Consider the following 20,011-nt stretch of genomic DNA (forward strand, 5'->3'; position numbering starts at 1 on the left):
CCCGCGGTCGGGCCGGACCCTCGTACAGACAACTGATGAGAAGCGGACGGATGACAGGGACTGCGAACATGGCGGATCTGCGGCTGGTCGAGTGGAGCGCGGCGACGGCCGAGGAGCGCCATCGAATCCTGTCCCGGGGAAGCGGCCACGACGGGATCGACGAGGGTCTGCGGGCCTCGATCTCGACCATCGTGGAGGACGTCCGCAAGCGCGGAGACGCCGCGCTGGTCGACGCGCTCGGCCGGTTCGACAAGATGGACCTGCCCGCCGAGCGGCTGCGGGTGAGCGAGGAGGAGTTCGCGCAGGCGCGCGCGGCGGTCAGCGAGCCGCTGGTCGAGGCGATCCGTACCTCGATCGCGCAGGTGCGGGCATTCAACGAGCTGATCGTCGAGCGTGCGTCGTGGACGGCGGAGCCGAGGCCCGGGCTGCTGGTCGGCGAGCAGGCCACGGCGATCCCCTCGGTCGGGCTGTTCGTCCCCTCGGGCAAGGGGAGCTTCCCGTCCGTGCTGATCCAGATCGCCACCCCGGCCGTGGTCGCCGGAGTGGACCGGATCGTGGTCATGGTGCCGCCGGTGCCCGGTGGCACCGGCCAGGTGGACCCGGCCACCCTGGTCGCCGCCCAGGAACTCGGGCTGACCGAGGTGTACCGCAGCAACGGGCCGGCCGGGATCGCCGCCCTCGCGTGCGGCACCGACACGGTGCCCAAGGTTCGTAAGATCGTCGGCCCTGGCTCGCCCGCAGTGGCGTGCGCGCAGCTGGAGGTCCAGCGCCTGGGCTGCGTCGTGGAGGTCGGCTTCGGCCCCACCGACGCGGCGATCGTCGCCGACGACAGCGCCGATCTCCGGCTGCTGGCCGCCGACCTGATCAACGAGGCCGAGCACGGTCCGGACTCCTCCGCCGTCCTGATCTCCGCCTCCCGCACCCTCCTGGAGAACGTCCGCGAGCACGTGGCGCAGCAGCTCGCCGAGCTGCCTGAGCCGCGCCGCACCTACGCCACGACATCGATCGCCCGCAATGGCGGCCTGGTGCTGGCCGCGAGCCGCGAGGAGGCCATGGACGTGGCCAACGCCTACGCTCCTGAGCACCTGCAGCTGGCCGTCGCCGACCCCGGTCAGTGGCTGCCGCTGGCCCGCTACGCCGGCACGGTGCTGCTGGGGCAGTGGACCACCTTCGCGGCGTCGAACTTCGCGATCGGCACCCCCGCGACGCTGCCGACCACCGGGTTCGCACAGGTCTCCAGCGGGGTGACCGCGTCCACGTACCTGGTGCGGGCGGCACTCGCGCAGCTGGACGAGACCGAGTTCCGGCGGCTGGCCCCGGTGGTGACCGAACTGGCCGGACACGAGGGATTCCCCGCGCACGCCGCGACCGTCACCGTCCGCCAGCCGGCTGGCGACTGACCAGTCCTCTCGTACGAGGTCCCGCTCCGCGACGCCGCGGGGCGGGACCTCGGCGTTTACGCGGTGGCGGAGAGGAACTCCTCGACGTCGCCGACGCCACGGTGCTCAGTGAGTTTGTCGCGCAGGTCGCTGATGCTGCTGCTGCCGCGGGCGGAGGCGGTGCCGCCCATGTGGTCCACGGCCTGGCGGCCCAGGTCGACCGCAGCGTCGATCTCGCCCAGCGCGAGATGGGTCTCGGCACGGCGGGTGAGATAGATGGCGGTGCCGCGGCGGTCGAGGTCCGTGTCGTACGGGTCGTCAGCTTCTTCGGCAGCCTGAAAGTGCTCCAGGGCTCGGCGATGCTCTCCTAGTTCGAGGGCGGTGCTGGCCGCGACCTGGTGGAGTTCGCCGATGTTGACCCAGTACAGGGACGGCACGTCCTCCGCTGTCGGTGCGGCGTGCTGGTACGCGTTGAACGCGGCGTCGACCGCCTGGTGGGCGCCGTAGCGGTTGCCGGCCTTTGCGTGGGCGCGGGCGGTGCGGGCGTGCAGCAGGGCGGTCACTCGGGGCGAGCCAGTGCGTCGGCTCGCGGTGGCGGTGACGGCGTCGAGGATGCCCAGGGCCCCGTTCGGGTCGTCGCGGTTGTAGCGCAGCGTCGCCCAGAAGGCGAGGACAGTGGCGCCGACCGCCCGGTCGTCGGTGTGCCCGGCCGCTCGCAGCGAGGCCAGGTAGTACTTTTCGGCGGCGGCGTGGCGGGAGGAGTCGTACGCGGTCCACCCGCAGATCCGTCCGGCCTCCGCCGCCGCCGCGTACAGCCGTCGTCCGGTGGCCTCGGTGTAGGCGGAGTCGCGGAGGGTGGAGGTGATCAGCCGGAGCTCCGAGCGGGCCGCCTCGTGGACGTCGTCCGAGCCGAGCCGGTCGTCCAGACGCCGTAAGCCCGCCAGTCTGGCGTCGAACAGGTCGGCTGTGGAGGAACCGATGTGCCGCCCTGCCGTCGGGGACGCTGCCGCAGAAGGAGCGTTGCCCGCCCACGTGACGGCGGCCGCCGTGGCGGCGCCGGATGAGGCGATCAGGAAGCTGCGGCGGTCCATGGGTCCTCCGGTGACGCTCTCCAGGGACTCCACCGTAGCCGCAGGTGACCACGCGACGACAGAGCGGACGTCGTCGGCGTCCCAGAGAGGCTGGTCCGCGGTGTAGGCGGGCAGCCACCAGGGCCAGCCCAGTTCACTCACGAGGTGGTGCGGGATGTCCAGCACCTCGGCGATCAGTTCCTGGGAGAAGGCGTCCGGCGCGCCGACGCGGCCGGTCTCCCACTTCGACACCCGGTTGCGGTCGGTGCTGTTGCGCAGGCCGCGCCGGCTGGCGGCCTGGCGGATCAGCCGGGCGAGGTCCTCTTGGGACCAGTTGTGCGTCATCCGCACGTATGCCAGGGGGTGGTGGCATAAGTCCGACCACATTGCCCGGACTCCTCTCGTAGAGCGGCTCGGGTGTCGGCGCGACGCCTAGTGTTATGGCCGTATTGATCTGGTTCCAGGGAGTTATCGGCCGGGCACACACCAGGCACACAGCGGGAGCGGAGCGGGCACACAGTCATCCACTTCATCCGCGCCGTGGCAACGCGGACGCTGTCGGGCATGCCTGCCTCGCCCACTCCACTCACCGCGCTCGTCCCGCCTGTAGACACCGCCGTCACCGCGGCGGTACGCGCCCGGCAGATCCTGGTGGCCGCCGCTCCCGGTGACCGGCTCCCGGTACCGGCCGGGTGGCCGGTCGTCGCTGCCACCGAAGCGGTGGTGCTGCGCGCCGCGCCCGGACGGGACCCGCAGGCTCTGGCCGTCGAACTGGGCCGCGGAGGCCGCACGGCACGCTGCTACCTGGACCGCATCGTGCTGACAGCCCCCACCGGCGCCGGGTGCAGCGCGCTGGTTCCGGACCTGTACGACGTACTCGGCGAGGCCTACGACCTGCTCGTCGACGCGGGGCGGAACATCGCCGCCGCCGAATGGGCCCTCCACACGGTGGCCGAGGTCGCCGGCCGCCCGCCGCAGGCGGTGCTCGACGTCGGCTGCGGCAGCGGTCTGTCGCTGCGGGCGAGCAACCGCCCGCCCGCGCTGACCGGCTGGGACCCCAGCCCCGCGATGCGCCGACTGGCTGCCGCTGCGGGCATGCACGTCATCCCCGAGCTCACGTCGCCGCCGGGAGAAGCCTGGGACGCCGCCCTGGCCTGCTACGTCCTGCACCTGCCCGGGGCAGCCGACACCGCGGCCCACGCCGTGCGTCTGCTGCGCCCCGGCGGCGTGCTGGTCGGCAACCTCCACCGCACCGCGGACCCCGCCGCACTGCCCGCCGCCTGCGCCCGTCACCGCATCCGCTGCCGCACGGTGTCCAGCCACCCGTTCCACGGCGACCTGATCGTTCTGTCATCCCTCCCGACCGACTCTGGAGCCGCCTGATGCCCGCCCGCACCCCCGCCCCGCCACCGCGCACGGTCCCGCCCGCCGTACGGGCATTCCCCACTCTCACCCCCTTCGCTGCCGGGCCGCACGCCCACGACCCGCGCGGCGTGACCCGCCTGGCGCTGTCCGAGAACCCCCACGGCGCCTCCCCGCTCGCGCTCGCGGCGGCACGGGCCGAGGTGGACTCGGCGCACTGGTACCCACACTCCGACGGCGAGCCGCTGCGCAGCCTGCTCGCCGCCCGCTTCCGTACCGCCGCCGAGCAGGTCATCGTCGGCAACGGAGCGGACGAGATGATCCTGCTCGCTGCGCTCGCCACCGCCGGCACCGGGCGGCCAGCGGTGACCACCGAGCGCACCTTCGCCGGATATACCGCCTCCCTGGAGACCGCCGGACACCCGGTCCGCCAGGTCCCCCTGCTCCCCGACGGCGGCACCGACGCGGCCGCCGTACGCCAGTCTCTCGCCGGCGCTGGCTGCGTGATGGTGTGCAACCCGCACAACCCCACCGGCACCGCCCTGAACCCGGCAGAAGTCACGGCCCTGGTGGATGCCGCGAGGAAGGCGGGTGCGGTACTCGTCCTGGACGAGGCGTACGCGGAGTTCGCCGACCCGGTCGCGTTCGGCAGCGGCCTGGAGCACCTGGACGGCGGCCGCGTGGTGGTGCTGCGGACCTTCTCCAAGGCGTACGGTCTCGCCGGCCTGCGGGCTGGATACGCGGTCGGCGACCGCGACGTGATCCAGGCTATGACCACGATCCGCACCGCGCTGCCGTACAACACCAACCGGGTTGCGCTCGCCGCCGCTGCCGCCGCCCTCAGCGACAGCAGGCACCTGAAGTCGGTCGTCGACGACTGCGGCGCCGCCCGCCGGGCCCTGGCCGCCGAACTCGACGCGATGGCGGTACGCACCCTGCCCTCCCAGACCAACTTCCTCCTCGCTCACCTCGGACCGTGCGCCGGCACGGTGGTGGACCAGCTGGCCGCCGAACACCGGGTGCACATCCGGCACACGGCTGGACTCGGCTTCCCGGACTGGGCGCGCATCAGCGTCCCCGCCGCCCGCGACGTACCGCACCTGGCCGCCGTCCTGCGTTCCGTCCTGCCCGCTCACCGTTCCCAGGAGGCCCGCACATGACCCCCACCACCGCCGACACGACGACGGCGACCGGCGCCGACGTCCTCGCCCGCGCCCTGGCCGATGCGGGCATCGGCTGCGCCTACGGCATTCCCGGCCAGCGCATCCTGCCCTTCTTCCACGCCCTCGACCAGGCGGGCGTCCCCATCGTGCTGACCCGGCACGAGCAGGGCGCCGCGTTCATGGCCGACGTCCACGCCCGCATCGCCGGGCTCGGCGTCTGCCTGTCGACGTCCGGCCCCGGGGCCATCAACATGCTCGGCGGGCTCGCCGCCGCTTATATGGACAGCGTGCCCCTGCTGGCCATCACCGCTCAGGCAGCCACCGGCGAGTTCGGCCACTACGGCATCCAGGAAGGCACCGGCCTCGGACGCACCCCCGACATCCCGGCCATGTGCCGCTCCACCGTCAAGGAGTCGTGGCAGGCCACACGCGCCGACGAGCTCGGCCCGCTGCTGGCGCAGGCGCTCGCCGCCGCCCGCTCTGGACGTCCCGGCCCGGTCCACCTCGACATCCCCTCCGACCTGTTCACCGCCCCCGCCCTGGACACCGACGGCGCGTCGCCGCCCACCGGAGCGGTGAACGGCGTCGACGCAGTCGACGCCGTGCTTGTCGAGGCCGCCGCCGATGCCCTGCGGGGTGCCAAGAGGCCGCTGGTGCTGGCGGGCGGCGGTCTCGCCGACCCGACCACCGCTCGCCTGCTCCTGGACGTCGCGGAGGCCGCCGACCTGCCGGTGGCCACCTCGTTCGCCGCCAAACGCTTCCTGGACGAGCATCACGCGCTCGCCCTGGGGCCGGTCGGCACCTACGGACGGGCCGCGGCCAACCACGCCCTGCACCACGAGGCCGACCTGGTGCTCGCGCTCGGCGTGGCCTTCTCCTACCTGACCACCGCCGGATGGACCGCCCGCCTGCCCGCCGACCGCCTGATCCGCGTCGACATCGACCCGCGCGAACTCGCCAACACCTATCAGGGCGGCATCGCCGTGAAGGCCACCACCCGCGCCTTCCTGACCGCCTTGCGCCCGCACGCCGAGCGGCTCGCCGGCCACGGCGCCAGCCGAGCCGACGCCCTGCGCCGACGCCACCCCGACCCGCTGGTGCCCCTCGATGCGGCGGACGGCCGACTGCACCCGGTCACCGTGTGCGAGGCGATCAACCGGCACCTGGACGACCGTACGACGGTGCTCGCGGACGTGGGACAGAACGCCTACTGGGTGGAGCGCTACCTGCGCACCCGGGGCGACAACCGATTCCTGATCAACGCGGGGCTCGGCTCCATGGGCCACGCGGTCGCCGGAGCCGTCGGCGCCTGGCAGGCCCGCACCGCCATGGGCGGACCCGGGGAGCGGGTGGTCGTCACGACGGGCGACGGCGGGTTCCTCATGGGTGCCCTGGAGATCTCCACCGCCGTGGCGGAGCAGGCGGCGATCACCTGGGTCGTCTTCAACAACGGCACGCTCGGCACCCAGCAGGCCTGGTTCGACCGCGAGGGCCACCGGCCGGTCGCCTGCCAGCTCCCCGACACCGACCTGGTCGCCCTCGCGAAATCCCTGGGCGCCAACGGCCGCCGTGTCCACACCCCCCAGCAGCTCGAAGACGGACTCGACTGGGCCCTGAAGCGTGCGGCGCCCACCGTGCTGGACGTGGTCATCGACCCCACCCCGGCACCCACCCCCTACACCCCGGAGGAACCGCGATGACCGCCAGCACTCCCCAGACCCCGCCGGACGGTACGGGCGGCACGGACGACATGGTGTGGCTCACCCCCACCATGAGCATGCGCACGCTGGGCGACCTGGGGACCCTGTCCATGGACTACCTGGAGATCCACCCGGGCTCGGTGCGCACCCCCGTCGTCCACGACGAGGGCGAGGAGATCCTCTACGTCCTCACAGGCGAGCTGGAGTTCACCCTCGGCACCGACACCTTCACCCTCAGCGCCGGACAGGCCGTCGCCGTACCGCGCGGCACCCCGCACGGCAGCACCAACCGCTCTGGCCAGACGGTGCGGATGCTGGCCGCCAACAGCCCCGCCTTCCGTCCCGAACAGGAACGGGCGACCGGCCAGTTGCCGCCTGACGCGCCGGCACGGACAGCCTGATGGAGGCGTGCATCATCGCCTGCGGCCGCGGCTCCCGCCTGGACCCCTTCACCCGCGACCGGCCCAAGGCCCTCATCCCCCTCGGCGAACAGACCGTCCTCGCCCGGCAGCTGAACGTCCTTCAGCAGTGGGGCATCGACCGCGTCACCCTCCTGCACCGCGACGACCACGACCCGGACTGCGTCGCCCGGGCTCTCAGCGCCTACCAGCCGGCCGTGCGGACCGCGACGGCGCCACCGCACTGGCCCGGCGTGTACGCGTGGCTGCGCGAGGAGTACGCGGCGGCCCGCACGCCGGTGGTGACACTCAACTGCGACGTGATCCTCGACGAGGGCTGGGGCTCCATCCTGGCCGAACACACCGCCACCGGCGCCACGCTTACCCTCGCGGCAACTCCCGGACCCGGCAGGGAGGAGGGCCAGTACGGACGGCCGCGCCTGCTCACCCGCACCGGTGACGGCCTGATCACCGCCACCCGCGCCCCCCACCCCCGTGACCGTCAGGCACCGGGCCCGGGCGAGACGCTCGCGCACCAGATCGGCGTCAGCATCGTCGCGCCCGAAGCCTGGCCGCACCTCGACGGTCTGGAGCACCGCGCGGAGGACCCATGGGCGGATGAATTCGTCCCCGCGCTCATCGGTACCGGCCACGACGTCCGCCTCGCGGTACGAACCGCCCCGTGGCGGGACACCGGCACCTGGTTCCGCGTGTGGCTGGCCCACCACGACCTGACCCGGACGAAGCCGGACCAGCAGCACATCCACCCGTCGGCCCACCTCGCCCCTACCGCCCGGGTCGAAGGCTGGGCCTACCTCGGCCCCGGCGCCCGGGTCGGCGCCGGGGCGGTCGTCAAGAACAGCGCCGTCCTGGCCGGAGCGCACCTCGACGCCGGCAGCTCCCTCATCGACGGCCTCGCGCTCCCCGACGCCCGCATCCCGGCCGGAGCCCACCACCACGCCACCGTCCATCTGCCGGACGCCGCGCCGCAGCCCATGCCCCAAGCTCCCTGCACCTGACCAGGAGTCCCGTGATGGACCACGACACCCTCCCCACGCTCGCACTGCTGGCCGACGCCCACCACCTGGCCATCTTGTCCGGCATCGACCCCGACACGCTGGCCGCCGGTCACCCGCTGGACTACCCCGCCCACATGGTCCTGCGTGAGATTTACCGGCACCAGGGCCCCGACGCCACCGAGGACTTCCTCGCGCGTCCCGACGCCCGGGCCGCTCTGCTCGGCGAAGCGATCCGGCGGTTGGAGAGCACCGACTACCAGCGCCTCGCCGGACACGGGATCACGCCCGACACCGTCACCACCAGCCCCCGCGAGGCGCTGCAGGCCGCCCAGGCCCTGCTCCCCGGCACCGAACAAGGGCGCCAGGAGGACGACCTCGCACTGTGGGCCAACACCCGCAGCTTCGCCGCTCTGCGCATCGACGAACCCGCAGCCTTCACCCGCTACGGACACCGCTTCCGCCCCACCACCGAGATCGCCGCCTCCAGCTACGGCCGTGGTTACTACGCCTTCTCCGTGCCCGGCAACGACGGCTTCCTTATGCAACCGGCCGCCATCGCTGTCGTCGCCCGCGTCTATGCCCACCTCGCCCGCACCAGCCCCGGTGACCTGCCGTCCGGCCTCACCGCCGCCCAGCGCATCGGCATCGGACGGCTCACAGCACTCGACGCCTGGTACCAAGGCCCGATCGAGGATCTGCTGAGCGAGATGTTCACCGCGCACGAGGCCGGCCACACCCTCCGCATGGACGGCTACGCCCCCCTCCGTGACCTGCTCACCAAAACGGGCCACGACCCCGACGAGGCCTTCCAGCACGGCTTCCCCACCCCGCACCAGCTCAAAGCGTGGTCCCGCCTCCAGGCCGGTGCCGCCTCCACCGCCGACATCACCTTCGTCCTAGGCGACGCCCTCGCCAACGCCACCTCCGCCCTCGCCCTGCCACCCGGCGACCCCATCTCCGCCGTCCGAGCCGCCTACCTCTGGCAGATCATCAGCCCGCCCCGCCCCACCGGGGCCCCGCGCGGCATCGCCACCAGCCTGCGCCTCGAAGAACGCATCGTCGTCGACGAGCTCCTCGACGACCTGACCACCCTCTTCCAGGCGGCTCACACCCAACCTGCCACCGTCGCCCAGCGCATCCAGGCACTGGAACACACCAGTTGGGCCCTGCTTCAGCAGCACACCTCCGCAGCGTGACCCCCAACCTCACGGAGCCCGCGATGACCATCGGAACGCCGATCGCCCGCCTGTACTTCTTCGACGACCTCACCTACCACCTGCGCCGCATCTGCCGCGCCCAGCAACTGCCCGAGGCCGACAGCAACCGTCTGCTGACCACCGCCGTCGACCGCGTGCACCAGGCCCTGGAAGGCCTCGACCCGGCACACCAGAGCGCCGTCCAGGTCACCTGGGAGCACGCCTGCACCCAGCTCGCCTTCGACCTTCACCGCTCCGGCGCCGCCTTCGACCTCCTCGTCTCCCAGGGCTGCAACGGCCAGTACGCCGCCGACTCCCTGCTCGCTGAGTTCGCCACCGCCTACGGCCTTCCGCTGGCCGCCGCGATCGCGAACGTCCGCTCCACCCACTTGCTCACCGACCCCGCCGACGCCTTCCATTCCGACTTCCGCATCGCCGTCAGCAGCGGCGCCCCCCTCGACCAGCAGTGCCGTACCGCCCTCGGACCAGCCCTCAGCAACCACCGGGGCAAGACCGAACCGCTGCGGGTCGCGGTCTTCGACGACTGCATCCAGACCGGGCAGGGCACCCAGGCCGTCACCGAACACCTCATCAAGGCTCTGCCCACCGGACAGGAGGCCGAGATCCACACGATCGGCTTCATCGCCTGCCAGGCCACGCAGCAACGCTTCGCCGAGCGCGGCTGGCACCCCGTCCAAGGCGTCCTGCTGCCCGGGGCCACCTACCCGGACAGCTGGGACACCGACATCTACTTCCTGAAGGACCTGATCCTCAACAACGCCATCCGGTACACGAACAACACCAGCGAGGCGTACATCGACAACCCCGAATGGATGAAGAAGATCTTCGCCCGCGACCCCGGCGCTGCCGCTCACGCTCTGAACAGCCTGCGCACCACACTCACCGAGTACGGCATCTACCAGCACCTGCTCGACCTGTAGGCGAGCAGCCCGTCTCCGTGCCGTGGACGCGTGCCGTCACACCGCGATCAGCTCCTCCAGCGTGGCGGCCGCGGCACGGGCGATCTCAGGATCGGCGCGGATGGCAGCAGCGACCTCGGCGACGCTGGGCCCGGGAAGGTGGGCAGGGCGTGCCCCTTCGAAGCGGGTGAAGGCCGCGATGGGCGGGCAGGGAATTTAGGTCTGCCCCGTGCTGCGTCGCATGCAGAATCGTGCGCATGGTCCGTTCGTTCTTCCGGTTCCCCGTCTCCGACCGCGAGTACGTACAGCGGGTTCGCCGGCATCCGCCGAGCTCCCTGCTGCCGCTGATCGCGGCCGTGAGTTCGCGGTGGCCGGCGAAGGAGGAGTGGAGGCAGGACGGTTCGGGCCTGTACCGGCCCTGGGGGCTGGCGGACACTGCGTGGGTGTCGCTGACCCGTGGGAGCGAGCACCGTCAGCGGCCGGCCACCGACGGCGACCTGGTGGAGATCCTCGCGCAGTACGTGGCGCTGGACGACCTCTACCGCCACCTGCCGGTCGGTGAGCGGCTGGAAGGGTTCCTGCTGCGGGTGGCCGGACAGCAGTTCACCTGGCAGGAGGACGACTTCTCCGAGCTCGCCCGCAGTCTGGCCCTGCTCGTCCAGACGACGCCGACGAAGCCGCTGGAAGTCCTCGTCGACGACTGGGAACACGACCTGCTGGGTTGCCCCCTGGCCGACTACGTGGGGCTCGCGCAGCTGCTGCACACCGCGGCCACCCACCGGCAGGGCCGGTTCGACCTGGCCTGGGTTCCCGAGGACGAGCTGACCGTGTTCGAGGAACTGACCAGCCACGCCGCTCTCAAGACGGTGATCGAGCGGCACTTCGCCACCGGTGTGGAGGAAGAACGTGCCCGGGCGGCCAGCGGGCTGCTCTCCAACGACCCGCTGCTGCGCCGGTACACGCCCAACCCGCTGCGCTCCCGGCCGCTGGTGCGGGGCTTCGGATGCGACTACCTCATCCCGGTGGCGCCCGCCGTGCTGGGCAAGGCCAGCCCGATGGGCCTGTACTACACCGGGATGGAGCACTACGGGGACGCGTTCGAGGCGTTCACCCGGGACCTGGGCGAGCTGTTCGAGCAGTACGTCGGCCGTCACCTGCGACTGCTCCCGGATGCCGACGTCCACCCCGAGATCGTCTACGACAGGGACAACAAGAAGGGCGTCGACTGGATTGCGGTGCTGCCCGGCCTCGTCCTGCTGGTGGAGGTCAAGTCGGCCCGGCCCACTGCCCGTCTGCGGCTCGGTCCGCAGCAGTTCGGTGACGAACTGAAGCAGAAGCTGGGCAAGGCGTTCAACCAGATCAACAAGTCCGCGAAGCTCATCGAGGACCGGCACCCGGCGTTCGCGCACATCCCGCACGACCGTCCGAGGTTCGGGATCGTGGTGACCATGGAGCCGTACCACCTGGTCAACTCCCCCGACTTCCGTGTCCTCCTGCCGGACACGGCGATCGCCTCGGCCGGCGAACTGGAGGACGTCGTCGTCGCGGCGGACCCCGGTCTGCAGGAGGGGATCGCGTCCCGGCTCGGGCAGCCACCGCCGGGCGGATGGTCCCTGCGGGATCTCGCCAGCGGACGGGTGGTCATCAACCCGGTCCTCGACCAGGGGTGGGCGGCGTACCCGTGGGGCACCGAGCACGCCTCCCCCGCCGGCGGCAGCCCGCAGGCTGCCGCACCGAGTTGAGGTACCGCCGCGGCGTCTACTCCTGGACGACGTCGCGCTGTGCCGCAGCCCAGGAGAACGCGGGCGACAGGTGCTCTGCCGGAGGAAGCGGCGCGCAGGTGAAGCAGAGCTGCGGTGGGACGCCGGGATTCCATCCCATGAGGCTGACGCCGCAGGTCGTGCACGCCCCGGTCGCCTCACGGATGCGTTTCGCCTCGGCCTGGGCGACCTCGTAGAGGCGGAGCCTCTCGCGCTCGAGCGCATGCTGCATGGCGAGCGACACGGATGCGTCCCAGTACATGTCGTCGTACAGGTCGGGATCGCCGAAGCACGCGTCGAGGAGCACCGCCCTGACACGCTCGAAGGAGCCGCCCGCGACGGCGGCCTTGATGAGGAGATCAGCCTCGCGGCTTCCCCCCAGGCGCTCAGGGTCGTGTTCGAACTCGTCACGTCGGCCGTGCCCCCAGTTCCGCGCCATGGACACCAGGGCGTTGGTGTCGCACTCGGCGAGATGGCGGGGGCACCGGGTGAGTGCCCAGCTGTCCGGGGAACCGTCGCAACCCGCCTTCCGGCACAGCTCGTTGACCATGTCCTGACTGAGGACGAGCTGGAAGCGACGTTCGCGGCAGACCACGACGGCCTGCGCCAGAGGACTCATCGACTCCACCGTGATCCGTGCGCCGGGCCCCTGCTGCGCAAGGACACCCGCCAGTTCCAGCACGGTCCCGTACGGGACCGCTCCGCCGATGAGGCGCGACTCGAACGCCGCGGGCGCGTAGTCACCGGGGAAGTCCCACTCGACAGCGGCAGGAGGCAACGTGGCGCACTCGGCCAGCAGCTCCGACAGCAGGAAGGTACGGGCCGGCACCCGGGCAGCAGCGGTCATCTCGCGGGCCAGCCGGACGTAGCGGTGGCCCGTACTGCGCTGCGCCTCACGGATTTCCGCCTTGCGCTTCTTGTCCCTCTTCACGACGGTTCCCTCCACGGCACGCCCACGCCCATGCCGCAGCAGGTCATCATGATCAGGAGAGGCAGCGCGCGAGTCGGAGACCCTTGTCCGCGCTCCGGGTGCGTGGGTGCTTTCCCGGCCGGGAGTCTGGCAGGCGCGTGCTGCCGCGGCAGAAGCGTAGCGCATCCGACAGTCCGTCACGGCGCACCCGCGGCCCACCAGAACAGCAAAGAGGGTTGTGTGAAACACGCTGAATTCATACGCTGGAACCGCCTTCGCCGCAGGCCCCCGGCCCCGCAACGACGACCCCGGAGGAGCGGCACCTCCGGGAGGGAGTCCACGTGCCACTTGACCATCATCAGCTGACCCTCAGCGGAGTGCTGGCCGAACCTGCCGTCGTCCGCCGCGGGCACACCTACTTCCGGCTGCGCTACACCCCCGAGGATCGCGACCAGGACCTTCCTGCGGAAGACCGAACGGTCAGCGAAGGCGTCCTGCCGTGTGCGGTGTCGTCCGAAGCTGCCCCGGGCCTCGGTAGCGTGCCGGCGGGGACCTCGCTCCAGGTCGCCGGCTTCCTTGTCCTCCCCGGCGTCCGTGACACCCAGCTGCGTCTTGCGGCCTCCGAGGTGCGGGCGGGACCCCCGGCGGTGAACGCGGACATCCCCGCCCCGGAGTGCGCGCGGGGGCGCGCGGCGCTTCACCTCGTCCGTCCCGCCGTCACGGGGTCCGGCGAGGGGTGACGAGGCTGGGTGCACCTCCGGGAAAGGGGGTTGCATGAAACACTCGATATTCGTTAGGGTGGGCCGCCGCGGCGCACCACTCCCTCTACCTCCTCCTGCCGCCCGGTTTCCCGGCCGGGCGGCCCCCGCGCCGCAGAACTGCCCGCGCACCGTCTCTTCCCGGAGCCGCCGTGCCTGCCCATGCCACTGTTCCGTCGCCCCTCACCCACCCGACTGACGAAGCCCTCGGAAGCCACCCGTCCACCGAGGACGGTGGGAGCCGTTGACCACCCCGATGACGCCCCAACGTCAGCAGGAGATCGCTTCCCTCCACTCGACGTACCGCCAGCGTCACGACCATCCGCATGCGTTCAACTGCTGCTCGGCACACGCCGCTGCTGACACCGTGCCCGAACTGCTCGCCGAAGTAGACCGGCTGCGTGAGGAGAACGCCGAGGCGAAGGCCGCTCACAACCCGCGCCTGCGGTGCCTGCTCGTCAAGGCGGCCCCGGACCGGGACCTCTATGTCGGCTGGTCCCAATCAGCCGAGATGCCCGCCGGAGTGTGGAGCCGCGAGACCGCCATCGAGTACGGCTTTCCGCGCTCACGTCTGGACCGTGCCGACGCGAACGGCAGCAGCGACCTGAGCTGCGGCGACGGCCACTGGGACGACTCGGGGTTCGTCGCCGAGCAGCGCGGCTGGCTGTGCCGCGAACGCCTCGCGGACTACGCCGTCGCGTACCTCGACGGCGACCAGGAGACCGCGTTCAACCTGCTGGAGCCCTTCGAAGGCGAGACGGAGATCCGGCGGTGACCACCCAACGCACGATCTGCGACTCCAGGAGGGTGCGATGGAGTACCTGTATGTCCGATTGAGCGTGTTCGGCATCGACCGGGCCGACCTGCGTACCGCGACCCCCCTCACCGAGGAGGACATACGGAGCGCCTACGGGGAGCAGCCGGCGTACATCAGCAAGGACACCGCGAGCGTGACCGTGACCTTCGACGACGCGGGACCGGTCTTCGAGTACTTCGCGCAGCGCCCGAACGACTGGGACGAGCGGCCCGCGACGCATACGGCCCCGGGCGCCTCGTGACGTAGATCGATCTCGCCTCGACCGAAACGAGCGCACCGGCCTAGGCCCGGTGGGCAGGCGGGGCGGGAATCCCCGTCCGCCCACCGGGCCCGATCACACCGAAGAACACAACGAGGGGGCCACACATATGAACGAGGACCTCATCACCCCCGTCTACCTCGGGCAGTTCCGTCCGGCAGGCAAGGACTGGATCACGATCGTCGAGGGTGACGCGTCGGTCGAGCCCGTGGATGTGGCGGGCTGCCTGTGGACCCAGATGCAGAAGGCCGACTGCCGGACCGGCGAGATCCCGGCGCACATCCAGGACGTAGCCGCCGGTGCTGTCCTGGTCGCCGAGAACGGCACCGCGTTCCGCGTCATCGAGAACCCGGCCCACCAGGGCTGATGACCACCGGCACCACCCCAACGACGAAATGGAGCCCCGATCGTGAGGGACTACCAGGGCGTTCGCGACCACAGCATCGCGGACACCGAGCAGGGCGCGCTGCGCTTCACCGACGGCACCCAGACAGGCATCGCCGACTGGGAAATCACCGAGTCCGCCCCCGACGTCCACGGCCGCATCTACCGCACCCTGCGCGGCTGGGCCGCCAACGTCACCGGCAGCAACACCCCCGGCGACAGCCACTATGTCCCCTTCCCCAACGGACCCGCCCACCTGTTCCGCGCCGACCTGCGCGGTCAGCCGCAGCTCACCGACCTGAGCGTGGACTGCAGCACCCACAGCGTGGGCCGCCCCCACCCCCACACCTGGGACCACCCCGGCTACCTGCTCCAGATGACGTGGCTCGCGCGCACCCTCAACCCCGACGGCGAGCTCACCGCCCCCGCATGGTGGCCCGCCGTCCTCGACTGCGCACGCGAACTCGACCGGGAAGCCGCCCGGATCCTTGAGTACGCCCGGCCGGTGAACGACAGCGGCAGTCTGCTGCTGCGCCTGCCGTCCGAACAGGCGAGCCAGCTCAGCCACCACCAGGGCACGACCCTCGTCAGGGACGCCCTCAAGGCCTACGGCCGCCGCCGGGGCCGCGACGCGTTCGGCCCCCAGGGCCTGGTGACGTGGGTCCAGCTCACCTATCCCGACCAGCCGACCGCCTGAGCAGGCCTCCCCTCGTCGGCTGCCGCCGACGCCAACGACCCGGGTCCGGACAGGCAAGGAGGAACACCCCCGTGAAGGACTGGCAGCACGACCCCGATCACCGCATCACGGGCACCGAACACGGCACCCTGCACTTCGCCGACGGCACCACCACCGTCATCGCCGACTGGCAGGTCATCGACGACGCCCCCGACCCCCAGGGCCGCATCTACCGGACCGTGCGCGGCTGGGCCACCACCTGGACCGACCCCGAACCGCAGCCGGACACCTCCCAGTTCCCCCCGCCGTCGCCAGAGAGCCACTTCCCCAAGGGCCGCGCCCAGCTGCTCCGCGCCGACCTGCGCGGCCAGCCGACACTCACCGACCGCGACGTCGTCTGCTACCGCAAGGTCGTCATCCCGCCCCACCCCAACACCTGGGACCACCCCGGCCTGCTCCTGTCGACGACGTGGCTTGACCGCAACGCCCACCCGCAGGGCGACACCACCGCACCGGCCTGGTGGCCGATGATCCACCAGCGGATACGCCGCCACAGCGCCGCGCTCGCCGACCTCCTCAACCACGCCCACCCGATCGCCGACGGCGACCTGCTGTGGCTGCGGCTGGACCCCCAGCGCGCGGCGGAAGTCCGCGCCGCCAACGGGGTCAAGCTCATGGCCTGGTCCCTGCGTCACCCCGGAGGGCCCCGCATCACCCGGCGGATCGAACTCGGCACCCCCGCGTCGGCGGCACCCTGAGCGCCGACGCCTACCTCAGAGACTCGACAGGCGGCGCAGACCGCCAAGAAGGGAACGGGAATGAAGTCCGTCAGCGAAGTCGATTCCCTAGCCGACAGCGCGCATGCCGGGCAGGTCGACAAAATCGGCGTGCCCTACATCGAGCACGTCCGCGCAGTAGCCGCCGGGCTCGCCCCCTTGGGGGACGAGCTCGTTAAAGCGGGTCTGCTCCACGACATCCTGGAAGACACCGACTGGACCGCTGAACGGCTGCGGGAGTCAGGGATCTCAGCCCGGGTCGTCGAAATCGTCGAGGCGGTGACCAACGTGCCCGGCACGCCGTACGAGGAGAAGATCGGGCGGATCACTGCCGACCCCCAGGCCACCCTGGTGAAGATTGCCGACAACGCGCACAACTCCCACCCGGCCCGGGCCGCGCAGCTTCCGGCGGACAAGCGGGAGCGTCTCGCAGCAAAATACCGTTCAGCGCGGGCCCAACTCTGGCCGGCGGCGCGACCGGAAGACATCCGGGCGATCGTCCGTGTCGTCAACCCGTCGCTGCTCGCGGAGCTGAGCGAGCTCCAGACCGCCTACTGCGGCCACGACGAGTGCGCCGAGGCCGTGAACGACTGGATTGCCGCAGGCCGCCCCGAACCCGCCTACGAGAGGGGCGTCGGCGGGGTGATGAACCACCTGAGTGAGGTGCTGTTCTACGCCCGCCGGGACTGGCTGGCCGACACCTACGAGGCCGCCGTCGAGGCGGACCGCCCGTTCACGGAGGAGCAGCGGTTGGCCTACGTGATGCGCGACCGCGAGGAGAAGCGCCGTGCGTTCCGCAGGTCCCGGCACCGCACCCGCACGGCCGCGACGGCGGGCGGGGGACGAACCGATGAGCGGTGAGATGCGGCGCCGCGCGCTGGACGGCGGCGATCTGGTGGAGCTGGAGGCCCGCGTCAAGGTCCTGGTCGAGGAGTTCACCCGGCGAAGCGTCGGCCAGGACCAGGACCAGGAAACGGATCAGGCCCCGGTCAGCGGCGAAGAGACTGCGGACGAGGAGCGGGGCAAGGCCGTCCAGCTCGCCCGGGCGGCGGTCTACCGGCACGTGGAACGGGTCACCGCGTCTGCGCTGGCCGACGACCTCACCGAGGTTCTGCTGTACCGGGGCGCTGACTTCCACGACCTCGCCGGCGTCCTCGGGCCGGACCACGGATGGAGCGACAGGCTCCGTCGGCACACGGGCGTCGCGGTGCCGCGCGGCGAGCACACCGTAGTCGTGATCGAGCACGGCACCGTGCGCACCCCCGGCAGCGAAGCGGACGCGCATGCGGCGGACCGGGGCCCGTGGCCGATTGAGGACGCCGTCCGGGCCCAGGCGCAGTACGCCGTGGTGACCGAGGACGGCGTGATGCGGCGCGTGTACCGTCTGCGGGACTGGCAGGAGACGCAGCCCGGCCGGTGGACCTTCGCCGGCCGGGAGCTCACCCCGAGGGAGATCCGCGACGGCTACGACCGCGGGTTGCTTCCCCTCTATGTCCCCACCCTGTCTCTGGAGTTCCGCCTCCATACCGCCGCGGGCACCGCCGCCGAACCCGGCGCCCGCGCCTACCGGTTCCGCTGCCAGTGCCGCCGATAGCCGAAATCAGGGTTGTCGCCACAACGCCGAATCGGATAGGGTACGGGCTACGGCTCACCGGCCGCGCGGACAACCGGCCGGTGAGCCCCCTACAGCCGAACGCCCGTTTCCTGACCCGCGAACGCGGAGGAGGAACGCACCCCGTGATCACCGGCACCCCGCCACCCGACCACCGCATCGGCCACACCGAACACGCCACGCTGCGCTTCGCCGACGGCACCGTCACGGTCATCGCCGACTTCAGGATCATCGAGAACGCCCCCGACGCCGAGGGCCGCATCTACCGCACACTGCACGGCTTCACCGTCAACCGGCCCCACGGACCGCTGTCCGACACTCCCTTCCCGGACGGCGAAACCCGCCTGGCCCGCGCCGACCTGCGCGGCACCCCGCCCCTCGTCGACACCGACGTGGTCTGCACCCTCAGGCACCTCACCGCGCCCGAGCCCAACACCTGGGACCACCCCGGCTACCTGCTCTCGGTCCGATGGCTGGACCGCAACGTCAACCCCGCCTGGTGGCCGACCGTCCTGGAAGCCGTGCGCAAGAAGGACGCCGAGACCGCGGGTGTTCTGGGCGAGAGCGACCTCTGTGTCGCACCGGTGCTGGAGCAGGCGCGGCCTGCCCTCGACGACGAGGGCACGCTGTGGCTGGGCCTGCGGGCCGAGGCGGCCGAGCAGTTCACGGACGCGGCCGGTGAGCTCTTCCTGCGCAACGCACTGGAGGACTGCAACCTCTTGCGCCGCAGCGGGCTGCACCGCGAAGGCAACCCGGTGGCGCGCTTCAAGCTCGGGCTGGTCCATGACCCGTACGCCGTCCCGGAGCCGCTCCCCGCGCAGCCGGCGCCGTCCGCGCCCGCCGACGAGGTACTGGAGAAGCTCGCCGACCTGAAGGGGCGCTTCACCGACGGCTACACCCCCGAGGACATCAACGCTGTCTTCGCGCGGATCGAGGAGGCGGGCGGCCCGTCCCTGGTGTGCGCGTGGGAGTACCTCGACGAGTGCGGGTTCGGCGGCAACTCCGAGTTCTACGTCGACGTCGACGGCGGCCTGCGGGAGATCAGCCCGGACGTCTACCGCTGGCTCAGCGGTCGGCAGGACTCGCCCGGCGACGTCGACACGTGGGCGTGCGCACCGGTCGCCCCCGAGCCCGCGTTCGCGGCGAGCGACGACCTCCACAACTGCGCCCGCACCGTGGCCTGACCGTCCGGCAGCAGCACGCTCAGTGCCACGACACGAGGAGAGGACCCACGCCCGATGGCACAGCACACGAGCGATACCGATACCGATACTGACACCGGACCGGAGCGCACCTTCACCGTCACCTGGTACGCGGATTTCGAGGCGAGCAGCCCCGGCGAGGCCATGCTCCTTGCTTACGAACAGCTCAAGAGCTACGCCGACCACGACACCCTGCCGCCGGTACTGGAAGCGGACGACGGCACCGGGCCGGTCGTCCGCGACCTCGCCAAGATCGAGCCGGACCTCGCGGCGCCGGGCTTCAAGCTCGACGGCCTCGGCGCAGCCGATCCAGGCACAGGCGTTCCCGGAAGGTCACTCCTCTGGATCGCCAGCCTGGCGGAGCACTTCCGTCACTGCGCCCGCACCGGTCCGGGCCGCGAGAACCGTGACGACCACTGAGGAAATAACAGCAACAGGCCGCGAGGGTGCCCCCTCCCCTCCAGCTGCGGGTTTCGTGTCGGCTCGTGTCGAACCGGAACGTACGCGCCGCATCGTCACGAACATCACGCCCGATCCGGCCCCCCGCCCCGCGGCCGCGAACAGCGGCCGGGACGGACGAGCGCTAGTTGCTGTTATTTCCTCAGTAGGAACACGGCTTCGCCTGAGAGGTGAAGCCCCGGCCTGACAGC

The 20,011-nt window shown here is 71.6% G+C and carries 20 protein-coding genes and 1 pseudogene; 19 read left to right on the plus strand and 2 right to left on the minus strand.

Features of this window, described 5'->3' with window-relative positions; genetic code table 11:
* The first annotated feature begins 50 nt into the window (after positions 1–50).
* Positions 51–1,400 (plus strand): histidinol dehydrogenase, encoded by a 1,350-nt coding sequence (hisD, locus tag ACWD0J_RS20815; RefSeq protein ID WP_451497295.1) that lies wholly within the window; start codon positions 51–53, stop codon positions 1,398–1,400.
* Between the two features lie 56 nt (positions 1,401–1,456).
* On the opposite strand, the gene ACWD0J_RS20820 is transcribed toward hisD, so the two are convergent.
* Positions 1,457–2,794 (minus strand): transcriptional regulator, encoded by a 1,338-nt coding sequence (locus ACWD0J_RS20820; RefSeq protein ID WP_451497296.1) that lies wholly within the window; start codon positions 2,792–2,794, stop codon positions 1,457–1,459.
* Positions 2,795–3,013: 219 nt separating this feature from the next.
* On the opposite strand from ACWD0J_RS20820, the gene ACWD0J_RS20825 reads away from it, so the two are divergent.
* The 8 genes from ACWD0J_RS20825 to ACWD0J_RS20860 all read left to right on the plus strand — a co-directional run bounded on the left by ACWD0J_RS20825 (position 3,014) and on the right by ACWD0J_RS20860 (position 11,949).
* Positions 3,014–3,832 (plus strand): methyltransferase, encoded by an 819-nt coding sequence (locus tag ACWD0J_RS20825; RefSeq protein WP_451497297.1) that lies wholly within the window; start codon positions 3,014–3,016, stop codon positions 3,830–3,832.
* Complete coding sequence (locus ACWD0J_RS20830) at positions 3,832–4,971, plus strand: pyridoxal phosphate-dependent aminotransferase (protein ID WP_451497298.1); 1,140 nt, start codon at positions 3,832–3,834, stop codon at positions 4,969–4,971. The genes ACWD0J_RS20825 and ACWD0J_RS20830 overlap by 1 nt, the downstream gene beginning before the upstream one ends.
* Positions 4,968–6,674 carry a thiamine pyrophosphate-binding protein gene (locus tag ACWD0J_RS20835; protein WP_451497299.1) on the plus strand — a complete coding sequence of 569 codons (1,707 nt, stop codon included), beginning with the start codon at positions 4,968–4,970 and terminating at the stop codon, positions 6,672–6,674. Before ACWD0J_RS20830 ends, ACWD0J_RS20835 begins: the two co-directional genes overlap by 4 nt.
* Entirely contained in the window at positions 6,671–7,075 is a 405-nt protein-coding gene (locus ACWD0J_RS20840; protein WP_451497300.1) for a cupin domain-containing protein, read from the plus strand. The genes ACWD0J_RS20835 and ACWD0J_RS20840 overlap by 4 nt, the downstream gene beginning before the upstream one ends.
* Positions 7,075–8,091, plus strand: a complete 1,017-nt coding sequence (locus ACWD0J_RS20845; protein WP_451497301.1) for a sugar phosphate nucleotidyltransferase — start codon at positions 7,075–7,077, stop codon at positions 8,089–8,091. Before ACWD0J_RS20840 ends, ACWD0J_RS20845 begins: the two co-directional genes overlap by 1 nt.
* A gap of 14 nt (positions 8,092–8,105) precedes the next feature.
* A complete protein-coding gene (locus ACWD0J_RS20850) occupies positions 8,106–9,287 on the plus strand; it encodes a hypothetical protein (protein ID WP_451497302.1) in 1,182 nt (393 codons plus the stop codon).
* Between the two features lie 23 nt (positions 9,288–9,310).
* Positions 9,311–10,228, plus strand: a complete 918-nt coding sequence (locus ACWD0J_RS20855; protein ID WP_451497303.1) for a hypothetical protein — start codon at positions 9,311–9,313, stop codon at positions 10,226–10,228.
* Positions 10,229–10,464: 236 nt separating this feature from the next.
* The gene (locus ACWD0J_RS20860) at positions 10,465–11,949 is read left to right on the plus strand and encodes a hypothetical protein (RefSeq protein WP_451497304.1); all 1,485 of its coding nucleotides are present in this window, start codon (positions 10,465–10,467) and stop codon (positions 11,947–11,949) included.
* Between the two features lie 16 nt (positions 11,950–11,965).
* Here ACWD0J_RS20860 and ACWD0J_RS20865 read toward each other — a convergent pair whose 3' ends face one another.
* Positions 11,966–12,898 (minus strand): hypothetical protein, encoded by a 933-nt coding sequence (locus tag ACWD0J_RS20865; protein ID WP_451497305.1) that lies wholly within the window; start codon positions 12,896–12,898, stop codon positions 11,966–11,968.
* Positions 12,899–13,218: 320 nt separating this feature from the next.
* Between ACWD0J_RS20865 and ACWD0J_RS20870 the strand changes: the two genes are divergently transcribed.
* From ACWD0J_RS20870 to ACWD0J_RS20915, 10 genes and pseudogenes are all read left to right on the plus strand, one after another.
* Complete coding sequence (locus ACWD0J_RS20870) at positions 13,219–13,617, plus strand: hypothetical protein (protein WP_451497306.1); 399 nt, start codon at positions 13,219–13,221, stop codon at positions 13,615–13,617.
* A 262-nt stretch (positions 13,618–13,879) separates the two neighbouring features.
* Positions 13,880–14,410 (plus strand): hypothetical protein, encoded by a 531-nt coding sequence (locus tag ACWD0J_RS20875; protein ID WP_451497307.1) that lies wholly within the window; start codon positions 13,880–13,882, stop codon positions 14,408–14,410.
* A gap of 37 nt (positions 14,411–14,447) precedes the next feature.
* The gene (locus tag ACWD0J_RS20880; protein WP_451497308.1) at positions 14,448–14,693 is read left to right on the plus strand and encodes a hypothetical protein; all 246 of its coding nucleotides are present in this window, start codon (positions 14,448–14,450) and stop codon (positions 14,691–14,693) included.
* 127 nt (positions 14,694–14,820) lie between these two features.
* Positions 14,821–15,078, plus strand: coding sequence for a hypothetical protein (locus tag ACWD0J_RS20885; RefSeq protein WP_451497309.1), 258 nt, complete (start codon positions 14,821–14,823; stop codon positions 15,076–15,078).
* Between the two features lie 42 nt (positions 15,079–15,120).
* On the plus strand, positions 15,121–15,792 hold the full coding sequence (locus ACWD0J_RS20890; RefSeq protein ID WP_451497310.1) for a hypothetical protein: 672 nt from the start codon (positions 15,121–15,123) through the stop codon (positions 15,790–15,792).
* Between the two features lie 71 nt (positions 15,793–15,863).
* On the plus strand, positions 15,864–16,529 hold the full coding sequence (locus ACWD0J_RS20895) for a hypothetical protein (RefSeq protein WP_451497311.1): 666 nt from the start codon (positions 15,864–15,866) through the stop codon (positions 16,527–16,529).
* A 60-nt stretch (positions 16,530–16,589) separates the two neighbouring features.
* Positions 16,590–17,081 (plus strand): annotated as a pseudogene (locus ACWD0J_RS20900) (HD domain-containing protein); the annotation flags it as partial.
* A 316-nt stretch (positions 17,082–17,397) separates the two neighbouring features.
* On the plus strand, positions 17,398–18,141 hold the full coding sequence (locus ACWD0J_RS20905; protein ID WP_451497312.1) for a hypothetical protein: 744 nt from the start codon (positions 17,398–17,400) through the stop codon (positions 18,139–18,141).
* Between the two features lie 143 nt (positions 18,142–18,284).
* Positions 18,285–19,343, plus strand: coding sequence for a hypothetical protein (locus ACWD0J_RS20910; RefSeq protein ID WP_451497313.1), 1,059 nt, complete (start codon positions 18,285–18,287; stop codon positions 19,341–19,343).
* Between the two features lie 54 nt (positions 19,344–19,397).
* Positions 19,398–19,781 carry a hypothetical protein gene (locus ACWD0J_RS20915; protein ID WP_451497314.1) on the plus strand — a complete coding sequence of 128 codons (384 nt, stop codon included), beginning with the start codon at positions 19,398–19,400 and terminating at the stop codon, positions 19,779–19,781.
* Positions 19,782–20,011: the final 230 nt, after the last annotated feature.

This window comes from Streptomyces sp. NPDC003011 (assembly GCF_053591515.1).